At 44.5% G+C, this 19325-nt stretch carries 19 protein-coding genes; 7 read left to right on the top strand and 12 right to left on the bottom strand.

Translation table 11 applies throughout. The annotated features are described in order from the left end of the window. Nucleotides 1-14: 14 nt before the first annotated feature. The 5 genes from phoR to A3729_RS06860 form a co-directional block, all read right to left on the bottom strand. Nucleotides 15-1355, bottom strand: a complete 1341-nt coding sequence (gene phoR, locus A3729_RS06880; RefSeq protein WP_068510060.1) for a phosphate regulon sensor histidine kinase PhoR — start codon at nt 1353-1355, stop codon at nt 15-17. 176 nt (nt 1356-1531) lie between these two features. After that, on the bottom strand, nt 1532-2227 hold the full coding sequence (gene phoB, locus A3729_RS06875; protein ID WP_068510058.1) for a phosphate regulon transcriptional regulator PhoB: 696 nt from the start codon (nt 2225-2227) through the stop codon (nt 1532-1534). Nucleotides 2228-2346: 119 nt separating this feature from the next. Next, nucleotides 2347-3228 carry a 4-hydroxybenzoate octaprenyltransferase gene (gene ubiA / locus A3729_RS06870; protein WP_068510056.1) on the bottom strand — a complete coding sequence of 294 codons (882 nt, stop codon included), beginning with the start codon at nt 3226-3228 and terminating at the stop codon, nt 2347-2349. A gap of 4 nt (nt 3229-3232) precedes the next feature. Continuing rightward, nucleotides 3233-3742, bottom strand: a complete 510-nt coding sequence (locus A3729_RS06865; protein WP_068552536.1) for a chorismate lyase — start codon at nt 3740-3742, stop codon at nt 3233-3235. Next, entirely contained in the window at nt 3742-4302 is a 561-nt protein-coding gene (locus A3729_RS06860; protein WP_068552532.1) for a hypoxanthine-guanine phosphoribosyltransferase, read from the bottom strand. The genes A3729_RS06865 and A3729_RS06860 overlap by 1 nt, the downstream gene beginning before the upstream one ends. Nucleotides 4303-4561: 259 nt before the next feature. Between A3729_RS06860 and A3729_RS06855 the strand changes: the two genes are divergently transcribed. From A3729_RS06855 to A3729_RS06845, 3 genes are all read left to right on the top strand, one after another. After that, a complete protein-coding gene (locus A3729_RS06855) occupies nt 4562-4726 on the top strand; it encodes a rubredoxin (RefSeq protein ID WP_068510051.1) in 165 nt (54 codons plus the stop codon). A gap of 1 nt (nt 4727) precedes the next feature. Continuing rightward, a complete protein-coding gene (locus A3729_RS06850) occupies nt 4728-5885 on the top strand; it encodes an FAD-dependent oxidoreductase (RefSeq protein WP_068510049.1) in 1158 nt (385 codons plus the stop codon). Between the two features lie 72 nt (nt 5886-5957). Next, the gene (locus A3729_RS06845; RefSeq protein WP_068510077.1) at nt 5958-6815 is read left to right on the top strand and encodes an acyl-CoA thioesterase II; all 858 of its coding nucleotides are present in this window, start codon (nt 5958-5960) and stop codon (nt 6813-6815) included. Between the two features lie 23 nt (nt 6816-6838). Here the strand turns inward: A3729_RS06845 and A3729_RS06840 are convergent, their stop codons facing one another. Beyond that, a complete protein-coding gene (locus tag A3729_RS06840; protein ID WP_068510047.1) occupies nt 6839-9439 on the bottom strand; it encodes an EAL domain-containing protein in 2601 nt (866 codons plus the stop codon). 219 nt (nt 9440-9658) lie between these two features. On the opposite strand from A3729_RS06840, the gene A3729_RS06835 reads away from it, so the two are divergent. Further along, the gene (locus A3729_RS06835; protein ID WP_068510046.1) at nt 9659-9925 is read left to right on the top strand and encodes a hypothetical protein; all 267 of its coding nucleotides are present in this window, start codon (nt 9659-9661) and stop codon (nt 9923-9925) included. 71 nt (nt 9926-9996) lie between these two features. On the opposite strand, the gene panP is transcribed toward A3729_RS06835, so the two are convergent. Together panP and A3729_RS06825 are read right to left on the bottom strand one after the other, a co-directional pair. Next, on the bottom strand, nt 9997-11667 hold the full coding sequence (gene panP, locus A3729_RS06830; RefSeq protein WP_068510044.1) for a pyridoxal-dependent aspartate 1-decarboxylase PanP: 1671 nt from the start codon (nt 11665-11667) through the stop codon (nt 9997-9999). A 113-nt stretch (nt 11668-11780) separates the two neighbouring features. After that, nucleotides 11781-12293 (bottom strand): hypothetical protein, encoded by a 513-nt coding sequence (locus A3729_RS06825; RefSeq protein WP_068510042.1) that lies wholly within the window; start codon nt 12291-12293, stop codon nt 11781-11783. Nucleotides 12294-12456: 163 nt separating this feature from the next. Between A3729_RS06825 and A3729_RS06820 the strand changes: the two genes are divergently transcribed. Continuing rightward, the gene (locus tag A3729_RS06820; RefSeq protein ID WP_068633497.1) at nt 12457-14631 is read left to right on the top strand and encodes a tRNA(Met) cytidine acetyltransferase TmcA; all 2175 of its coding nucleotides are present in this window, start codon (nt 12457-12459) and stop codon (nt 14629-14631) included. 19 nt (nt 14632-14650) lie between these two features. On the opposite strand, the gene erpA is transcribed toward A3729_RS06820, so the two are convergent. From erpA to argC, 4 genes are all read right to left on the bottom strand, one after another. Beyond that, nucleotides 14651-15004 carry an iron-sulfur cluster insertion protein ErpA gene (gene erpA, locus A3729_RS06815; RefSeq protein ID WP_068510038.1) on the bottom strand — a complete coding sequence of 118 codons (354 nt, stop codon included), beginning with the start codon at nt 15002-15004 and terminating at the stop codon, nt 14651-14653. A 103-nt stretch (nt 15005-15107) separates the two neighbouring features. Further along, the gene (locus A3729_RS06810) at nt 15108-15593 is read right to left on the bottom strand and encodes a polymer-forming cytoskeletal protein (protein ID WP_068510036.1); all 486 of its coding nucleotides are present in this window, start codon (nt 15591-15593) and stop codon (nt 15108-15110) included. Between the two features lie 20 nt (nt 15594-15613). Continuing rightward, entirely contained in the window at nt 15614-16357 is a 744-nt protein-coding gene (locus tag A3729_RS06805; RefSeq protein ID WP_068510034.1) for a DUF6776 family protein, read from the bottom strand. Between the two features lie 23 nt (nt 16358-16380). Beyond that, entirely contained in the window at nt 16381-17424 is a 1044-nt protein-coding gene (gene argC, locus A3729_RS06800; protein WP_068510033.1) for an N-acetyl-gamma-glutamyl-phosphate reductase, read from the bottom strand. 381 nt (nt 17425-17805) lie between these two features. Here argC and A3729_RS06795 point away from each other — a divergent pair, with 381 nt between their 5' ends. Together A3729_RS06795 and A3729_RS06790 are read left to right on the top strand one after the other, a co-directional pair. Then, nucleotides 17806-18381, top strand: coding sequence for a 1-acyl-sn-glycerol-3-phosphate acyltransferase (locus A3729_RS06795; RefSeq protein ID WP_197470098.1), 576 nt, complete (start codon nt 17806-17808; stop codon nt 18379-18381). A gap of 116 nt (nt 18382-18497) precedes the next feature. Further along, on the top strand, nt 18498-19325 hold an 828-nt coding region (locus A3729_RS06790; protein ID WP_197475642.1), incomplete at its 3' end, for a chloride channel protein.

Below are 19325 nucleotides of genomic sequence, written 5' to 3'. Positions count from 1 at the left end.
ATGCAGATAGCTCATCAAGATGCATTTGCTAGCGCTTTCTGTTCATTAGCCGAGCTACTGGAAACCATTATCGATGCCGGGAAGTGACAAATAAACTCACTGCCTATGCCTTCTTCACTATGGATTTCCAGCTCGGCATTATGATTGATCAATACATGCTTCACGATCGCTAAGCCCAAGCCTGAGCCGCCACTTGAGTGGTCTCTGCTGGGGTCCGTTCGATAGAAGCGTTCCGTCAAGTGAGGGATGTGAACGGAATCAAAACCTTCACCGGTATCACGCACACAAAAGTGAGCACCTTCTTCATCCAGCCACCAGCTGATGTCGATATCACCACCGGTGGGCGTATACTTAACTGCATTAAACGCAAGGTTTGAGAAGGCGCTATAAAGCTGACGAGAGTCACCGGTAAATAAACAGGGTTTGGTGCTTTCAAAGTCCAAACGAATATTCTGATTTTTGTCAGCGCTAAAGGCTCGTGCGTCGCGGTAGACTTCTTGTAGTACCGGTTCGATATCGATCGCTTGAGTATTACTAGGCAGGCCTTCAGTTTCATACTTGGCGAGTAACAAGAGGTCACTAATCAGGCTTTCCATCCGTTTCGTTTGCTCTTGCATTGAATTTAAGGCTCTTCGCCACTTCTTAGGTGTATCTTCAGCATCCTGGAAGGTTTCGATATAACCTCTAATAACCGTCAATGGCGTTCTCATATCATGAGAAACATTGCTAACGAAGTCACGCCGCATCTGTTCAAGTCGCTGCACACGCGTCACATCTTGCGCGAAAACCAAGCGGTCATCTTTGCCAAACAAAGTGATATGTACTTGCAAAGTTGCACTTTTATTTAAAGGTGAACGTAGCTCTAAAGGTTCGTCGTAATTCTTGCTTTCAAAATATCGCTTAAAGGAAGGGTCTCTAAGCAAATTTGTTATCAGCTGACCTCTATCTGACTCTCGTTTAAAGCCAAGTACTGTACTTGCAGAGTCATTCCACCAGTCCATCGCACCTTCAGAGTTAGTCATGACGACAGCCTCTTTTAGTGCATTGGTAGATAATTGGACACGAGCAATCATTGACCGCAAGTTTTCTTGAGTAATGCGATTTTGATATTGAATTTGATATAGACCGTCAAACAGATCGCCCCATAAACCATGGCTTTCGGGAATTGCTTGGTCTTCTTGTACACTGTAAAGCCAACGATGCAGCTTAACAGCCTGGCTGATTGTCCAGGCTAAGTAGGCAAAGCAGCCAATCGCGAGAACCCACGCTAATTCCCCAATCAGCAGGCCAAGTACCAGCAAGCCAATCACAGCCCAAAAAAGGGAGTATAAGTGACCGATGATTCGTTTGTGCATAACCTTATGCTCCAGCACAGGAAGACAGATTCATTCTCTGATTCAATAGTTTGCCATTAAAACGCAAACGGTACAGAGAGTGTGCACCCTTCGTCAATGATCGAAGTCATGTGCATGAAAAATCGAGCTCCTTGCCACCTTTCTTATTTTATAACAAAGTTACCAATGCTCAAGCGCTATGCAGCACCTTGAGCAGAAAAACGATAGCCAGTACCTCGAACAGTTTGAACCAGGTATTCATGCCTTTCACCTAATGCCTTGCGAAGGCGCCGAATATGAACATCAACGGTTCGATCTTCAACATAGACATTGCCACCCCAAACTTGATCAAGTAGCTGGGAACGGCTATAAACGCGGTCTTGATGCGTCATAAAGAACTGCAGTAGCTTAAACTCAGTTGGCCCCATGCTCAGCAAATTATTGTGAGCGGTAACGCGATGACAAACTGGGTCAAGTACCAATCCATCTATTTCGATTTCACTTTCGACACCCGCAGGCGTCGCACGACGAAGTACAGCTTTAAGACGAGCAACCAATTCACGAGGAGAAAAAGGCTTAGTAATATAGTCGTCGGCACCGACTTCCAAACCCTGTACTTTATTATCCTCTTCGGTTTTAGCTGTCAGCATAATAATAGGGATATCACTGGTCGCTTCATTGCGTTTCAAGCGTCTTGCCAATTCAATTCCGCTAGTGCCTGGCAACATCCAATCAAGTAAAATCATATCGGGACGTTGATCCACAATAGCAATAAATGCATCCTGCGCATTTGAAGCTTCGATACAATTGTAATCAGCCATTTCTAAAGCAACAGCAATCATTTCTCTGATTGATGCTTCATCATCAACAATTAATACGGTTTTTTCTGACATAGTACTTACTCCAAAAATCAAACTGTATTAAAACGGCAAGCTGTTACAGTTTTATGACACTACACTGTAAGCCTATGCTGAGAACCTAATGAGCGCTCCTTTTTGCGAAGTTTTACAATTCACCTGACATAAAAGTCTAGAAACAGTCCCAGGAATAAAACCATACCCACCCAGTTATTGTTCAAAAACGCCTTAAAGCACTCATCTCTGTCACGATGGCGAATCAAGTGCTGCTGATATACAAATAGTACCGACGCAACGACAATACTCAGAAAGTAAAACTGCCCCATTTCAAGCTGTTCACCTAACAAGCTCAGCGTCAATATCACCAAAACCTGCAAAAATGCGATAATCGCCCGATCAGCCGAACCAAATAAGATGGCCGTGGATTTAACGCCGATTTTGATATCATCATCCCTATCGACCATGGCATACATCGTATCATAAGCAACGGTCCACAAGACTGTTGCCATATAGATCAACCAGATATGCGCAGGCAGTTCATTCACTTGCGCGGCATAAGCCATAGGAACGGACCAGGCAAATGCAGCACCTAAGACCACCTGTGGTAAATAAGTATAGCGCTTCATGAAGGGATAAGCAGAAGCAAGTGCGAGTGCACCAAATGAAAGGTAAATTGTCAGTTCATTGGTAAACAAAACCAGGATGAAAGACAACAGACATAAAACGGCGAAAAAGATCAAAGCCTGTTTTGCACTCACCCGCCCCGTCACCAGAGGGCGAGCTTCAGTGCGCTTTACATGACCGTCTATTTTTCTATCCGCAAAGTCATTGATTACGCAGCCTGCCGAGCGCATGAAAACAGAGCCGGCGATAAAAATAGCTAACACATCCATAGCTGGTATGCCCTCGGCAGCAAACCATAATGCCCAAAGCGTTGGCCACAAAACCAGATAAATACCTATAGGCTTATCCAACCTCGCAAGCCTTACGTAGTCCATTGCAACACTTGCAAACGCGGGTTTACTCTGAGTATTCATATGCCTATTTCTCTCGTTTGCTTGCCTCAAATACCCGAGGCATAAATAGTTCGCTCACCAGCAATGGTTTCTGACGAAGAAAAAATACCGAGCGCCGCCCAAATACGGGTTCTTTAAACTGTTTCACCAAGGAGACACTTTCAAGCTTACTACGCGTCATAACTCTGGATTTAAACAGAAATGCGCCTAAAGGCTTATCTCCCAAATACTGAAGCTGTCTTTCATAACCACTTAGCGTTGTTTTCGGAATAATACTGCGCGCTATCACCCATACTTCTCCGAAACAAAGCAGCTCAACTTCCCTGACCAGCGCTTTCTGACGCTCTCTCACTTTTAGTATCCGCCTCTCCTCAAGACTTGGTACAGCCCAGCCTTGATAAGTGACACGCACACTAAAGTTATTATTTGATGCTTCGATAAGCCTCTTGGTAAGTGAACCTTGATCAAAGACCCAGGAACCATATTGTTTAGGCACTTTCCAGTCGGGTATCCGCCGAGCGGCTGGCTTTAGCATCACATGCCCTTAACTGCGTAAATACCCGGCGCATTCCGCCAATAGCCTTGATAATCCATACCAAAACCAAAAACAAAACGATCCTCAACATTTAAACAAGTATAGTCAGCGAGCAGATCCTTGGTCGCCTTTCTGTCATGTTGCTTATCCAATAAAACCGTCGTCAGAACACGCGCTGCACCTTGCTGCCGACAATAATCCTGTACATGTAAGAGGGTATGCCCTTCATCAAGGATATCATCAACCAGAAGAACGGTTCGGCCCGACAGTGCTTTTACCGGCTTAGCCAGCCAGTCCAAGCGGCTGCCAGAGGTTTCATTCCCATATCGGGTAGCGTGTAAATAATCCAGCTCTAGTGGAAAATTCAAATGAGCGAGTAAGTGACCACAGTACACCAAACCGCCATTCATAATTGAAATAACCAGAGGGTTGTCGGTCGCTAAGTCTTGCTCAATATCTTTGGCTGTCTTTTCAATTGCATCACTTAGCTCAGACATATCGATTAGGCAGTCGGCCTCATTAAAGACTTTCTGGGCTTCGACGGTTTTGGTATTGGACATAGATCTTCCTGATAAAATGGCTGTGCAGATTATATCTGTGAGCCTGCCTGGCCGCAAAGTTACTATCGCTGAAATAGTGAAAGATTTGTGCTGATCGAGCTGATTCGGTAAATTAGCCCGCTAAGTGAATGAGGCAACATTTATTCTCTAAACTAGAATCTTCTCTTCGCATAAGCAAGCGGGCGCTAGTGTAAACCAGAGAGGCATGTTTGTATGCATTCGAAAGGCAAGTAACATTTTGATAATACAGGTATAAAGAATGAAGAAGTGGCAATGCGTAGTCTGCGGATTAATTTATGATGAGAGCGAAGGCTGGCCTGATGATGGCATCGAAGCGGGCACCTCATGGGAAGATGTACCCGAAGACTGGCTTTGCCCTGACTGTGGTGTAGGCAAAGAAGACTTTGAAATGGTAGAGATTTAACATGAATACTTCACCTATCGTTGTCATTGGTAGTGGCTTGGCCGGATATAATCTTGTTAAGGAGGTTCGCAAGCTGGACCAGGAAAGCGAGATTATTGTGATCACTCAGGATGACGCACACTCTTATTCCAAGCCTATGCTCTCGACAGCACTTGCCAAAGGCAAGCAGGCTGATGAGCTATCAATGGCCGACCCGGGAAAGTTCGCGGCACAGCACAATATTTCAATCAGAAATCATACGAGTGTTGACCGAATCGATACTTCTGCCAAAGCAATCCTGATAGGTGAAGAACGCTTAGACTACAGCAAGCTAGTGCTTGCTTGTGGTGCTCAGGTCAATAAGCTCAGTTTTCCCGGAAGTGAGCTTGAGAAAGTCGTTTCAATCAATGACCTAATGGACTACCGCCGTTTTCGTTCTTTGTTAGGCGAAAACTGCTCAGAAAGCCAGAACCATGTACTGATCATGGGTGCCGGCTTAATCGGCTGTGAATACGCGAATGACTTATTGGCAAGCGGTTATAAGGTAACTATCGTTGACCCTTCAAAATCAGCCTTAAACAGTTTGATTCCTGAAGAGGCCGGACAAGCGCTTATCGAAGGCCTTAGTGATGCAGGTTGTCAGTTTGAAATGCAAGCTCATGTAAGCGAAATCACTGAACAAGGAAATGGTTTGCTTGCTCGTTTAAGTAATGGCCAAGAACTTGAGTGTGCCTTGGTTATTTCTGCCGTCGGCCTGAAAGCCAATATACAAATTGCTCAAGACTCGGGGATTGAATGCCAGCAAGGGATTGTCACCAACGCCTTGCTACAAACTAGTGCAGAAGATGTCTACGCCTTAGGTGACTGCGCAGAGATCGAAGGGCAGGTCAGACTCTACGTGCTGCCACTAATGACCTGCGCACGCACCTTAGCGAAGACTCTGACCGGCACACCGAGCCAGGTAAGCTTCGGCATCATGCCGATAGCAACTAAAACACCCGCCTGCCCCGTCGTCGTTTGCCCACCTGCCAGTGCTTCAGGCCAATGGCGCTTCGAACAAGATGGCCTGAATATTTGTGGTCGTCATTATAACGAGCAAGACTGTTTGGATGGTTTTGTACTAACTGGGCAACGCTGTGTTGAAAAACAAGCGCTAGTTAAAGAGCTCAGTAGTCTTTAAGCTAAAGACTCCCTGAATTAGGCGCTTTGTTTAAAACTCAACAAAGCGCGATTAATAAAGTGAGTCATGATCATGCAAGACGTACTACAACAACTCATCGATGTCCTTCAACTTAAGCAACTCAACAACTTAGTCTTTGAAGGTTGCAGCGAAGATTTGGGCTTCAAAAATGTATTCGGTGGACAGGTCTGTGGTCAAGCACTGATGGCGGCTTATCAAACAGTCGATCAACTCAGCGCTCACTCAATGCATGGCTACTTTTTACGCCCAGGGGATCATTCTCTACCAATTCAGTACGAAGTGCAGATTATTCGAGACGGTAGTTCTTTCGCAACACGGCGAGTCATTGCCCGGCAAGACGACAAAGAGATTTTTACCCTCAACGCTTCGTTTCAAAAAGATGAAGCGGGTTCAGAACACCAGTTTGATATGCCCGAAAGCAAGTCGCCAGAAGAACTGGCTTCCGAGCTGGAAATACGTCGTCGCTTTAAGCACCTGATACCTGAAAAACTTAGGGAGCAGTTCACCCGCGATAAACCAATCGAAATCAGACCAGTTAAGCCAATTGACTATACCAACCCGGATATTCGTCCACCCTATAAGCAAAATTGGTTTAGAGCGGTGGCATCAGTCCCCAATGATCTATCATTACACCATTGCCTTCTGGCCTATGCCTCGGACTTCGGCCTGCTTGGTACTAGTATGCTGCCGCACGGTTTGAGTTTTATGCAAAAAGGCATGCAAGTTGCGAGTCTTGATCATTCGATATGGTTCCATCGCCCTTTCAAGGTTGATGAATGGTTACTTTACGATATGGATAGCCCTAGTGCGTCAGGCGGAAGAGGCTTTAATCGAGGGAATATTTTTAACCAACAAGGTGAGTTAGTTGCTTCAGTATGCCAGGAAGCATTGATTAGAAAACGTAGTTAAAACTGCAAATGCGTGACGCCTTGCTAGGATACGTCACGCGTATCGCTTTCAGACTTATCAAGCCACTGAAGTAGCCTCTCCATCGGCAAAGGTGGGGTTAGTAAATAACCTTGAACAGAATCGCACTTTAGCTCTCTTAAGCGCTCCATCGTCTCTTCATTTTCGACACCTTCTGCCACCACCTGATAACCCAGTTTTTGGCACATGTTAATGGTTGCTTCAGCAATGAGCTCATTGCCCTCATCCCCACATATTCCCGATATCAAGGATTTATCGATTTTAATCTCTGTCGCCGGTAATGACTTTAAATACGCCAAAGAGGAGTAGCCAGCGCCAAAGTCATCAACCGATAAACGTAAGCGTAAAGCACACACTTTATTTAAGACCTCAATCGCATCCAAAGGATTCGCCATCATCGAGGTCTCAGTTAACTCAAAATAAATGCGCTGAGGATCGCTGTTGTTATCAGCCATTTGAGCGCTCAGAAAATCAATCAAATCTCCCTCTCGCAGGTTCAACACCGATAGATTGATTGACATATTCAAGTCCCAACCAAGCTCTTTGAGACTATTCTGGGCTTTAAGTGCATTGCTCACCACCCAGCGTGTTAATGCTTTAATAATGCCTGTTTGTTCGGCAATCTCAATAAACTCATCAGGCCTAACCAAGCCATAACGCTCATGGTTCCACCTTACCAAGGCCTCCATACCTACAACTCGATTCTCTTTAAGAGAGTATTTAGGCTGAAAGTACAAAGCCAGATGATCATTCTTGATCGCTTCCTTCAATTCAGAAACCATCATCAAGCGGCGCGCATTGTATTGATCATATTCAGGGCGATAGTAAGAAAGGTGTCGCTCAAGTGCTTCCGATGAGTCTGCAGCTACTTGGGCATGGCGCAATAAAGTTTCGGTGTTCAAACCGTGCTCAGGACAAACAGCCACACCAATTACCGGACGCAGTTCCAGACGCATCTCCTTAAACTCAATTGGTTGCATTGCCTGCTTTAGAATTTCATTTACCTGCTCTGTGTGGCTTTCCGCAAGCTCTGCCTCAACGAGCATCACAAATGAGCCTGGCTCCAAAGAACAAATTAATGCTTCCTCGGAAGGCCCCTGAAGTTTGACGATACCTGGCATATTAACCGACAATGCAGCGAAATTCTGAGCCACCTCGACCTGCATTAAATCAGTATTATGGTGACCCAAGGTACGACTGATCTCCATATAACGAAGGATTTCGATCACACAAATAGCGATCCGTTTATTCCCACGAGACTCAATAACCAAATTAGCCTGCTGCTCAAAGCAGGAGCGGTTTGGCAAGTGGGTCGTGGGATCAGATAAAGACTTGTTTAATAGCTTCTGTTCGGTTTCTCTGCGCTCAAGTTGCTCCAGTAATCGTGCTTCTTGCGCAGCTATTCGCTGCCTATGCTCTTGATAGAAACGTGAGGCTAAGGCTGCGTTTAGTATAAATAGCTCTAGTGCTGAACCGATCTGCATACCGTACTCGGTAACGAAGCTCACCGGCATCAGGCCCTGTTTACTGAGCGCAGATATCGTCACACCAAACATGAAAGTACTCCATGCTGTGGCATAGATCCACGCCATCCTATTCCCCATAAAGCCCAATATTGGCCCCATTATGAGTAAAACAAAGCTGCCAGGAATGGCCCCCATCACCGACAATTGCAAGGAGGTCTGCGCATCAAATACCAAGATGCCAGCAAGGCCAATCAAGGCAATACCAATGATCGCATTGATTAAATACCCCAAAGTCTTACTGTATTGCTCAGGCTTGAGAAATTCTCGTGAGAATAGCGCTGAAAAAAGTAAACAGCTGGACGGCAATAACAATAAAAGCGTGTGATGAAACTCGGGGTTATCTGAATAAATAAAGGGGAAAAGCTTCGCTCTCATAATACCAAAGAACAGCATGTACAAGAATGCTGCGACTGAATAGTATAAATACAGCTTTTCCCTGAGCGCGACAAAGATTAATAAGTTAAAGAAGACAATAACTGATACAACGCCAAAGTAGGTCGCATGTAATGCGTCTTCTTTTCCTAGCTGCACAAAGGTGCTCGTTGCATCAGAAATTTTCATCGGAACCAACTGAGAACCTGCCGTGTCGACTCTTAGATAAATCTGGTGGGTTTCACCCGCAGCTATTTTGACAGGAAAGAGAAAATTAGGGTGATCTATCAGGCGCTGCGAATAGGGCTTTCTATCTCCGGTGTGAACTTCACTGACTAAGTTGTCACCTGCAAAATGATAAAAATCCACATAATCCAACAAAGGGTAACTGATCTCTAGAATCTGCTCCTTTTGCGCCTGGCTTGGGTTACTTAATTCAAAACGATACCAGTACGGATAACGCTGATAACCAAAGTTAGCCGAGTCTTCACTAAGACCTTTCCATTCACCTTCTCTTACAAGGCTTTTTATTGCCTCTATGCCGCTGTTACCTGAGTGATCTACTAGGTATTCACTTCGAATAATACGGGGCGCACCATCGTCTGGCATCACATTCGTAATACCCCAAGCAGGCCCGATAAAGCTTCCACTTAGACACAGCAAGAATATCAGTAGCGGCCTAAGCAAAATGTTTTTTAAGAACGTCATATATAAGGTTGGCTAATTTTAGTGTAAACAATTTCTCTGTTTCTTAAGCGTAGCAGGACAATTGATTTTTTCCTCTGCTCACTTGATATACATTTATGAGTAGATTCCCCCTTATTCACAAACTATTTCAAACAAATACATGCTATGACTTCAACTAAGCTCTATACTGAAGCTATGCTGCCTATAAAAAATATACTTGTAGAAAATAAGGAGTTATCGATGAGTAGTGCAGAAGCGAGCAAACAAGCCAAAATAATTAGTGAACTACGCGTCTTTATTCGAAAGTGTCTAAGTGACCCTAGTGTTTCAACAAAATGCATGGAGATCGCACGCGAGCTGAAAAATGAACCTGATGCTTCCGCTAAAATAGCAGAGAAGATCAGCGCCTCAACAATTGTTAGAATTCCTGAACAATTGAGTGATGCTGATAAGATCTTCTTGGAAGTCATTCACGAAGTCTTAGATGACGAAGCTGCGTTATATTAAGCTGAAGCAGTAATCTAGATTTAGCCTTGAGTGATTAAATCTATGCACCAATAGTCTGTGTTTATCTCAGACTATTGGCTATCCTCGGAGAGCTGACACAAACTACGCAATAACTTCATTGCTCGTTGAACCTCCATAGAAGCGTTCACGATTTCTTTCTGCTCTGCCAGAATATCTCTTAATGTATCAGTGGTCGTCAGTGGATTTGCTAATACCACTCGAAAGACGACACATGCTTGTCGATTATACTTCGGGGGTTCCAAACGCGTTCTTGAAACAAACGATAGGCCTTTCTCACGCTGAGTTTTTTGTACAAACTTAGTGATACGATCCAGAACTGCATTGATCTTTTCCATCAAAATATCGTCTGCAACTGCTAACACCGACGTTGCAAACTCCGGGCAATAACGATAAGTAATAATATTTAACTCAGGATAGGTAATCACCTCGAAGTCCTGATCGTTGTCGATCATGGCAGCAAAAGCTTTGGCTTTATTGATACCTTCGTTGATCAATATCTCGTATCCATCTTTGGCAATAATCTTCAGGCCAGAGTGAATCAGCATCGCCATTCCCGGGCGTGAACCTTCGAGAGTTGTACTTCCCAAATCCTTCGAGCCACGACGGACAACATACTGAGCATGATGTTCAATGGCCTTCAGTTTCTTTGGGTCCTTAAACACCACCAAGCCACTACCCATCGGAACATATAACTGCTTGTGTGCATCCAGGGTGACAGAATCTGCTTTTTCGATGCCTTTTAATAAAGAGCGATAGTCATTTGAAAATAATGTCGGGCCACCCCAGGCTGCATCGACATGAAAGTGAGCCTTAAACTCGCGCGCGATTTCAGCCACTTCTTCAAGAGGGTCGATATTGCCTGTCTCTGTTGTACCGGCAATGCCAATCACGCTAATTATGCAGATATTTTCTTTCTTCAAGCGAGTGCAGGTATCTCGTAAGGCTTCCAGATCTATACGGTTATGCTCATCAGTCTCTACAGAAACCAGGTAATCTCGACCTATGCCGATAATATCTGCTGTTTTGCTAAAAGAGTAATGCCCTCTTTTTGAGACCACGATTGCAGCACCATCATAACCATAGTACTTAATCGCTCGAAATAAGCCTTCATGGGCAACGCCCTTGAAGTTTCCTTCGGGTGGAAAGGCTAAATTTCGAGCCGCCCAAAGAGCTGTGATATTGGCAATGGTGCCGCCTGAGCACATTGCCCCCAATGCATGCCCTGCATCGTGCATCCACTTGCTATAAAAATCACTGTCTTCAGCGTATACCAGGCGGTGCAACATCCCGAGCACCTGTCTCTCTAGGGGCGTAAACGCTTTCGAGGTTTCGGTTTTTACCAGGTTCTGGTTGAGCGCAATCATGATCTTGGAAAGCGGCAACATGAAATAAGGTAAAGCAGAGGTCATATGACCAACGAAGCTAGGCGATGAGGTGTGAACAGACTGCGCAACTATTTTATCTAGAAGAAATTGAGTATGTTCGGATACAAAAATGGGCTTTTCAGGAATCCTGGGATCAGAAAAGTCTTTTTCCATTTCTTGCAAATCATGTTCGACCGCGACGATATGGTCCTGCATAAATCCTGCAAGATTATTAGAAACGTCTTTATCAATACGGCTAAGAGTAGAGTCTGGTGCTTCGGGTACTGTAAATACTCGATACATACTCTCTATGCTTGCCTGAGCAAACTTCTGCTTATGGTATAACTTGTCCAACATAGCTCACAACGTAGATTCAATACCCAAAATTTGAACGGGCGCTAGTATAGTCGGTCGTACAAAGGATAACCAGCCAAGGTCTCTTGCAATGGACCAATATCGTTTAAAAAACCTTATTGACTGGGAAGAATTGCCAAATCACCACTCTTTTGAAGCGATGCCAGCAACTGCTCCTTTAGATTTTTCACACTTTGATATTCAAGCTGAGCCGTAATTTCCTGCTCGACTTGATAAAAAGGCTTGGCAATATGCTCCTGGTTAGCATGATAAAAGTCACTCACGCGTTGACTATCAACTTCATATTCAGACTTTGGAAAAAGTGTTTTGCCTGCCTGCTCAGCACTCACCTTATGATCTTTCGCATACTGATAAATATGCATCTGCAAAGCGGCCATTTCGAGAGTTCTGCGCCTCTCGCGCTCTAACTTGCTAATACGTTCCTTAAACTCTGGCGACAGGTCTTCGAGATTTTTATCAATGCCTTTATAAACCAATAAAGGGGCGCGCTCTTCGACTTCTTTCTGCGCAGCATTCTGAGCCAAGAGGTTGGCTAGAACCATGCCAAATGAAAAGGCAAAGAACATCATAATGAACTGCGTTCTCCCCGGTTTCTGACTTTCTTTCAAAACGCTTCCTCTCTTACTCTATGACAGGTCAAGACACTGATACATGCAAAGACTTGTTTTAGTTCAAGCATAGACACATACTTCTGAAATTACAGGTTTACTTAAATTTTTGTCCTTGCCGGTCATTTAAATTCTTTATCGCCCTATTTACTAAGAAGCCACTATGCTTGAAAAGCTATTCTCCAATATTTTTGACGCTGCCCAGCAGTCTTTCTGTCGCTACCCCGTAGTGCTTAGTGGCGACAAGAATTGGTGTTTAGATACGGTTCAAAGCAACTCGCTTTTCGGCGATATAAATGAGGCTATTTATATCAGCGCCTCCGAACCTATTAAAGGCTTTAAGTCTGTTTCTGCACATAAAGTTAAAAGCCTCTTGGGTGGTGATTGTAATCTGTTGCTTTGGGATGGCTTCGATGGCTTAAGCCCGGACGGACTTGGTGGAGCATCTGGACTTGTTCGCGGAGGAGGCTTATTTATCATCATGGTGCCCCCTCTCGCTGACTTGGCTAAAGCACCTGACCCAGACTATCGCCGCATGTGCAGTGACGAGTCAGAGTTATCTAAAACAAACACCTTTTTTCTCCAGCGTTTGATTAGCTTTTTTAACAGTCAGGATTGTCTGCTATTTTGCCAAGAGAATCAGTCTCAGCTTCCTGCTGTTCCTGCGGCTGCGACGACTCAGGTACAGGCCCTACCCACACCTGACCAGCGCGAAGCAATTGAGCTAATCACTCATGTTGTCGAAGGGCACCGTAGACGGCCACTGATCGTCACCGCCGATAGGGGACGAGGCAAAACCAGCGCGCTTGGCATTGCCGCGGCGAAGTTGGCCCTCAAATATAAAAAATCTATTTTGATTACAGCCCCCTCAAAACGAGCTTGTGCCAATGCATTCTTCCACTTTTCAAAATACATTACAGATGAGTGTGGCAACCACGATAGTTATTCTCACTGTCTGAAGTTTATATCGCCTGATGAGCTCTTACTTACCAAGCCCGAGTGCCAGTTACTGCTAATCGATGAAGCTGCCGGAATTCCAGCGTCTACATTGAGTGAACTACTAAAGCACTATTCTAGAATCGTATTTTCAAGCACCATCCATGGCTACGAAGGCAATGGTCAAGGCTTTGCAATTCGTTTTAAGAAACAACTCGACCTACTAACACCCAAGTGGAAAAGCATTCATCTAAGCCAGCCAGTTCGTTGGGCCGAGAATGACCCCTTAGAAAATTGGATGAGTCGGCTATTATTTTTATCCTTGAATGACGATTCATTTAGCCAAAAACGTAGTGTAAAAAACAAACATACAGAGATGAACGTGCTCTGGCCTTCACAGCAGCAACTAGCCTCCGAGCCTAAACTCCTTGAGCAGGTTATTTCATTGCTAGTGAATGCTCACTATCAAACTTCCCCTGACGATATAAGACTTATACTTGATCATCCCGGTGTGTTGCTAGCTTGTGGTTTCAAAGATCATATAGAAAGTGAGCAACAAGGTGAGTTGATCTCAGCAATGCTGATAATACGAGAAGGGGGGATTTTAGAAAGCACTCTGCAACAAGAGATCCTCGCAGGAAAGCGACGCTTACGTGGCCACTTAGTTCCGCAGACTCTTGCTACCCTCTCTGGCGATATCAAAAACCTGGAACAACACTCATTGCGTATAATGCGTATTGCAGTACGCGCTGAATACGAGAATCAAGGGCTCGGTAGCCAACTAATTGAAGAAGCTTTACAAGTCGCGAAAACTAAACACCTTGATTGTCTTACTACAGCATTTGGACTGACAACCGAGTTGCTTTCTTTCTGGTCAAAGAATCAGTTTTCGCTTCTCAAACTTGGTCTTCAACGTGATAATGCTAGTGGCTGTTATGCCGCGATTATGCAAAGGCCGATATCTTTGTCTGCACAGGAAAATTTGGCTCTATTAGAAAGTATCTATGCCAGAAATTTGCTCAGTGGTATCAGTAGACAATATCAACACCACACTAGCGATACGCTGTATGATGCGCTAACAGAAGCGAAAATTCCAGCAGTAGAGCTAAGGCTAGACAGCAGGCAGCTTGCTCAACTTCAACGCTTTGCTAGCCATAAGTTGGCCATCGAAGAATGTATGAGCGAGTTGATCAGTTTGACCTTATCTTGCTTCAAACAAAAAAATAAAAAAAGTTCAATCAAGCGCCCGCTACAAGTACTGATTCGACGGGTTTTACAAGCTCGTTCAATTTCTGATTGTGTGGAGGAGTTTAATTTTAGTGGGAAAAAAGACCTGGATAAGCATCTTAGAGAGGCCGTTCAAGTACTTTTAGAGCAGCTAAGCAGCCCTAAAATACTTTGAAATCAGGAAGGCTCAGCGCTTAAATACTAAAGCTCGAACCACAACCACAGGTTGTTTCTGCATTCGGATTGGTCACAGAAAACTGAGCACCTTTTAGGCCTTCAGTATAATCAACTGTCGCTCCGACGAGGTATTGATAACTCATGGCGTCGACAACCAGGTCTACACCCTGCTTGCTAACAACCGTATCATCTTCTGAAAGGTCTTCATCAAAAGTGAAGCCATATTGAAAACCCGAGCAACCACCGCCAGTCACATAAACGCGTAGCTTAAGAGCAGGATTTTCTTCCTCCTCAACCAGCTGTTTAACTTTACTCGCCGCCGCGTCGGTAAAAAATAGCGGGCTTGGCACATGAGTTTCTACAATGCTCATTGGTTCTCCGGCATTTGATTCTAATATTAGAATACTAAAACAATGTCATACTTCTATACAGAGCATTATCCAATTAACCTAGTAAAACAGTCAACTATTTCATTTAGCCATTATTAGAATCTGAACCCGACACGGCTTTTAGCGCAACTTGCTCAGCGGCTTTAGTCTCTGTGCTTTCACCTGAGTCATGATTCTTAATTGATACAGGCTCTTTATGGTGAACCAGGTTACCATTAACCTCAGCACCCATCGCCATTTCGATCAGATGATAATAAACATTCCCTTTTATTGACGCATTCTTGGCCAGCTCAATATGCTTCGAAGCATAAACATCGCCATGGACTGTACCGTTAACAATGATATGAGGTGCAATCACATCACCGTCTATTTCACCAATATCGCTAATACGAACAATCGCTTCACTGTCTTCTTCAGCGCGGATGGTGCCACGAATTAAACCATCGATATGTAAACCGCCAGAGAATTGAAGATCACCCTCTATCTGGGTTTTACTTGATACCAGAGTATCAAAATGAATATTCGGACTATTATGACGCCCTTTCCCTTTTTGTTTACTCTTGCCCCACATAATGATTCTCCCAAAAGTCTCTAAATTTTTTGATCAACTAACTGCTGCCAATCGAAGCTCTGTTCAATACGAGACGCTTTCTTTCCCTTCGACTGAGCAACCACTTGGATACCTGTCGGCACAAAACCTTTCGGTAGCAGCAGATCTCCGGCTATATCCTGAAAATACTTGAATTTAAACTTGATACCCAAAGCCGTTTGCTGCTCTGATATATCTCTTAAGGCTAGAACAGTTTCTTCTTCGCCCTGCATACCTATCACGTTAATCGCAACATTCCCGGATACGTAGCTCTTGTTATCAGCCACTTGCGCTAAGACAATTTTGTAGTCAAAACGCCTATCCGTTGCACCTAGCTGAATCTCGGCTTTCTGTACTTGTAAGCCTCGCGAGTTATCTGAAGGCGCCATAATATTTTGATAAAATGACAAGTCCTTTTCTAACTGCGACACGCGAGCCTTGTAATCCCTGATCGTCTCCTGAATTTCCTGCTTTGCCAGGTCATCAATCGTCCGACCGCTTTCAAGGTTTGCGACTTGCTGCCGTAAAGCGACTTCTTCCTCTTTTAAAGCAGCATACTCTTGTGCAACTTTTGCTAATTCTTGAACGACCTTTTCGTGTGCCTGTTTTATTTGGTAATCGCCCAAAAGAAAACTTAGGACGCCCATGACCAAAATGCCAATTGCAAAAATCACCCGCCGTTTTAATTTAATACCTGGCTTGTGCTTAACTACAATCAGACGATCTTCAGCTTTCCGTTTTACCATTCTAGTACAATCTCACCTAGGTGTTAGGGCATCAATGCCACTTGCTGTAAGCCCATCATCTCATCAAAACCAAACATAAGATTCATGTTCTGAATCGCCTGGCCAGAAGAGCCTTTTACCAGGTTATCAATAACCGACAATACAATAATTGTATTACTGCCAGGTTGCTGGTGCAGTGCAATTCGGCACATATTCGACCCCTTAACGGAACGGGTTTCTGGCAAAGAGCCTAGCGGCATCACATCGACAAAAGGCTCATCCTTATAGCGCTCTTCATAGATAGCTTGAGCCTGCTCCAGACTTAATTCAGCATCAGGCTTAGGTTGTATATACAAAGTCGCTTCGATCCCTCTAATCATGGGCACGAGATGAGGAACAAAGGTCACATTAACAGGCGATCCGTTTGCTTCACTCAAAATTTGCTGGATCTCGGGTAAATGGCGATGCCCGGAAACACCGTAAGCTTTAAAGCTATCAGCGCATTCCGATAACAGCATACCAACTTTAGCTGCACGCCCAGCACCACTGGTGCCTGTTTTAGCATCTGCAATGAGACGATCCGCCTGGACTAAGCCTTGCTCAACTAAAGGTAAAAAGCCCAACTGAATAACCGTAGGAAAACACCCAGGGCAAGCAACTAATTTGGCATCTTTAATTTGTTCACGATAGATTTCAGGCAGGCCATATGCAGCCTGAGGAATTAATTCAGGGCAGGCATGCTTCTGGTCATACCAACTTTCCCATACATCTACATCTTTCAAACGAAAGTCACCTGAAAGATCAATGGTACGCAAGCCGGAATCTATAAATTCAGACATCATTGACTGAGCCACACCGTGTGGCGTTGCAAAGAAGATAAGATCACAGCCAGCTAGTTCGTCTACGCTAGGATCGGTAAAAGGCAAGTCGATGTAGCCACGAACATGAGGAAACATATCTGCAACAGGGCGGCCTTTCTCAGTACGCGAGGTAACAACAGTAATTTCAACCTTCGGATGAAGCACCAATAATCTTAATAACTCCGAACCGGTATAGCCAGTCGCGCCTACAATACCTACCTTTATCACTTTATATCCCCAAATTTCGAATCTTAAAAAACGGCCGATTATATCACGAGATCAACGGCAAGGTTGTAAGCAATTATAGCCAGCCCTATGCCAAGCAAGGCAATTTTATTACAATTTATGGCTTGTATAACAATATAGCTGTGACACAAAACGCTCTATAATCGTTTTACGCACTCATCCTCTCGATAATAATCGCCGCCTACGGACATAACTGACTCAAGCATGCTACTTACTATTCGTACAATACTCGTTCTCACTTACTTCTTTAGCGTTGCTTTGCTCGGCAGTTGCATCTGTCTTTTTAGGCCCTTCAACCCTGATAACACAAGAATATGCGGGCGACTATTCAGCTGGGGAGCTTTGAAGTTATTGGGCGTAAAAATGACGATAGAGAATAAAGAACTATTGGATAATATGCCCCCCAGCGTTGTTATCGCCAATCACCAAAGCAACCTCGACCTCTTTGTTCACGGCGGTGTCATTCCTAAGCGCTGTGTAAGCGTCGGTAAAAAGAGCCTTAAGTATCTGCCTTTATTTGGCCAGGTTTATTGGCTCGCCGGCAATATCATGATCGACCGTTCCAAAAGTCGTGAATCTATCAATACCATGGCTGAAACAACCGAAGCGCTTAAACACAATAATACTTCGATTTGGGTCTTTGCCGAAGGCACACGTAACGGCGGTAATGATCTGCTACCCTTTAAAAAAGGCGCCTTCCATATGGCTCAACAAGCCTCTGCTCCCATTGTTCCTATTTGCGCCAGTGCCTACCCCAAACATATCAATCTCAATAAATGGCATGCAGGTGAAGTCATTGTCCGAATTCTACCTCCTATCGACACGCATATGGCTGAAGACAAAGATTTGGGCACTTTACTTGAAGACGCACACAGCCAGATGAAAGCGACTATTGATGAGCTAAACCAGAAAGTGAAAAATCGTTCGGATAGAAAATAAATCACTTGCCAGCATTTATGGCAACACATTCAGGCTCTAGCTCTTAGAATATTATCTACTTTGCTATAAACTAGCACTGTACTGAATATTAGATTTTAAGACCATAAAGCCGGACTATGCCGCTAAAAACACACTTCGAAAACTATAAGCGCGTTTTCAGACAGCAGCTCTCTGGTGTCGATGCTTTGCCACAGCTAGCAATTCTTGGCCTGATTGCCGGGTCCTTAACTGCTGGTGTCATCCTGCTTTTCCGCTTCATGATCGAAGTCCCTCTTGCTTATTTTCTTCCTGAAGGTGATCCGGAAAATTTTGAAGGCTTAAGTACCTTTATGCGGGTGGTGATGCCGCTTAGCGGCGCCCTGTTAATCGGCACCATCTGGTATCGTTTGAAGATTAGCCAGCGTAAGGTCGGCGTCGCACTAGTGATGGAGCGTCTCAATTATCATCAGGGTTATATCTCGTTTAAAAGTATGATGACCCAATTTGTCGGTGGCGTGTTAACCATTTTGAGCGGCCAGTCTGCCGGACGAGAAGGACCTGCCGTACATTTGGGTGCAGCAGCTTCTAGCTTACTAGGTCGCTATCTAAACCTACCCAACAACAGTATTCGGACCTTAATTAGTTGCGGCACAGCTGCCGCCATTTCTGCTTCCTTCAACACCCCCATTGCCGGAGTCATTTTCGCTATGGAAGTCGTGATGATGGAATATAGCATTGCCGGTTTTACGCCAGTCATCCTGGCTTCGGTTGCAGCAGCGATTATTTCTCAGGTTTTCTATGGCGCAGACCCTGCCTTCCTCGTGCCCCAGCTGTATATGAACTCTCTGATGGAAATTCCCTATATCATTATCTGTGGCATAGGTATTGGTATTGTTTCAGCCTGCTTTGTTGGCTTGATCAAGCTCACCTTGCGTAATAGCACTAGCAATATTTTCTATCGGATC

The organism is Oleiphilus sp. HI0043, from assembly GCF_001634935.1.
Note: the sequence above shows the minus strand (reverse complement) of the source record. Positions and strands in the feature narration are given on the sequence as shown.

What these genes read in the sequence shown, in the direction of transcription:
- A3729_RS06820 (WP_068633497.1), top strand. Translation starts at nt 12,457, where the DNA reads ATGCTTGAAAAGCTATTCTCCAATATTTTTGACGCTGCCCAGCAGTCT.
- erpA (WP_068510038.1), bottom strand. Translation starts at nt 15,004, where the DNA reads ATGAGCATTGTAGAAACTCATGTGCCAAGCCCGCTATTTTTTACCGAC.
- phoR (WP_068510060.1), bottom strand. Translation starts at nt 1,355, where the DNA reads ATGCACAAACGAATCATCGGTCACTTATACTCCCTTTTTTGGGCTGTG.
- A3729_RS06835 (WP_068510046.1), top strand. Translation starts at nt 9,659, where the DNA reads ATGAGTAGTGCAGAAGCGAGCAAACAAGCCAAAATAATTAGTGAACTA.
- A3729_RS06850 (WP_068510049.1), top strand. Translation starts at nt 4,728, where the DNA reads ATGAATACTTCACCTATCGTTGTCATTGGTAGTGGCTTGGCCGGATAT.
- panP (WP_068510044.1), bottom strand. Translation starts at nt 11,667, where the DNA reads ATGTTGGACAAGTTATACCATAAGCAGAAGTTTGCTCAGGCAAGCATA.
- A3729_RS06810 (WP_068510036.1), bottom strand. Translation starts at nt 15,593, where the DNA reads ATGTGGGGCAAGAGTAAACAAAAAGGGAAAGGGCGTCATAATAGTCCG.
- A3729_RS06795 (WP_197470098.1), top strand. Translation starts at nt 17,806, where the DNA reads ATGACGATAGAGAATAAAGAACTATTGGATAATATGCCCCCCAGCGTT.
- A3729_RS06855 (WP_068510051.1), top strand. Translation starts at nt 4,562, where the DNA reads ATGAAGAAGTGGCAATGCGTAGTCTGCGGATTAATTTATGATGAGAGC.
- A3729_RS06805 (WP_068510034.1), bottom strand. Translation starts at nt 16,357, where the DNA reads ATGGTAAAACGGAAAGCTGAAGATCGTCTGATTGTAGTTAAGCACAAG.
- A3729_RS06845 (WP_068510077.1), top strand. Translation starts at nt 5,958, where the DNA reads ATGCAAGACGTACTACAACAACTCATCGATGTCCTTCAACTTAAGCAA.
- phoB (WP_068510058.1), bottom strand. Translation starts at nt 2,227, where the DNA reads ATGTCAGAAAAAACCGTATTAATTGTTGATGATGAAGCATCAATCAGA.
- A3729_RS06860 (WP_068552532.1), bottom strand. Translation starts at nt 4,302, where the DNA reads ATGTCCAATACCAAAACCGTCGAAGCCCAGAAAGTCTTTAATGAGGCC.
- A3729_RS06865 (WP_068552536.1), bottom strand. Translation starts at nt 3,742, where the DNA reads ATGCTAAAGCCAGCCGCTCGGCGGATACCCGACTGGAAAGTGCCTAAA.
- A3729_RS06840 (WP_068510047.1), bottom strand. Translation starts at nt 9,439, where the DNA reads ATGACGTTCTTAAAAAACATTTTGCTTAGGCCGCTACTGATATTCTTG.
- ubiA (WP_068510056.1), bottom strand. Translation starts at nt 3,228, where the DNA reads ATGAATACTCAGAGTAAACCCGCGTTTGCAAGTGTTGCAATGGACTAC.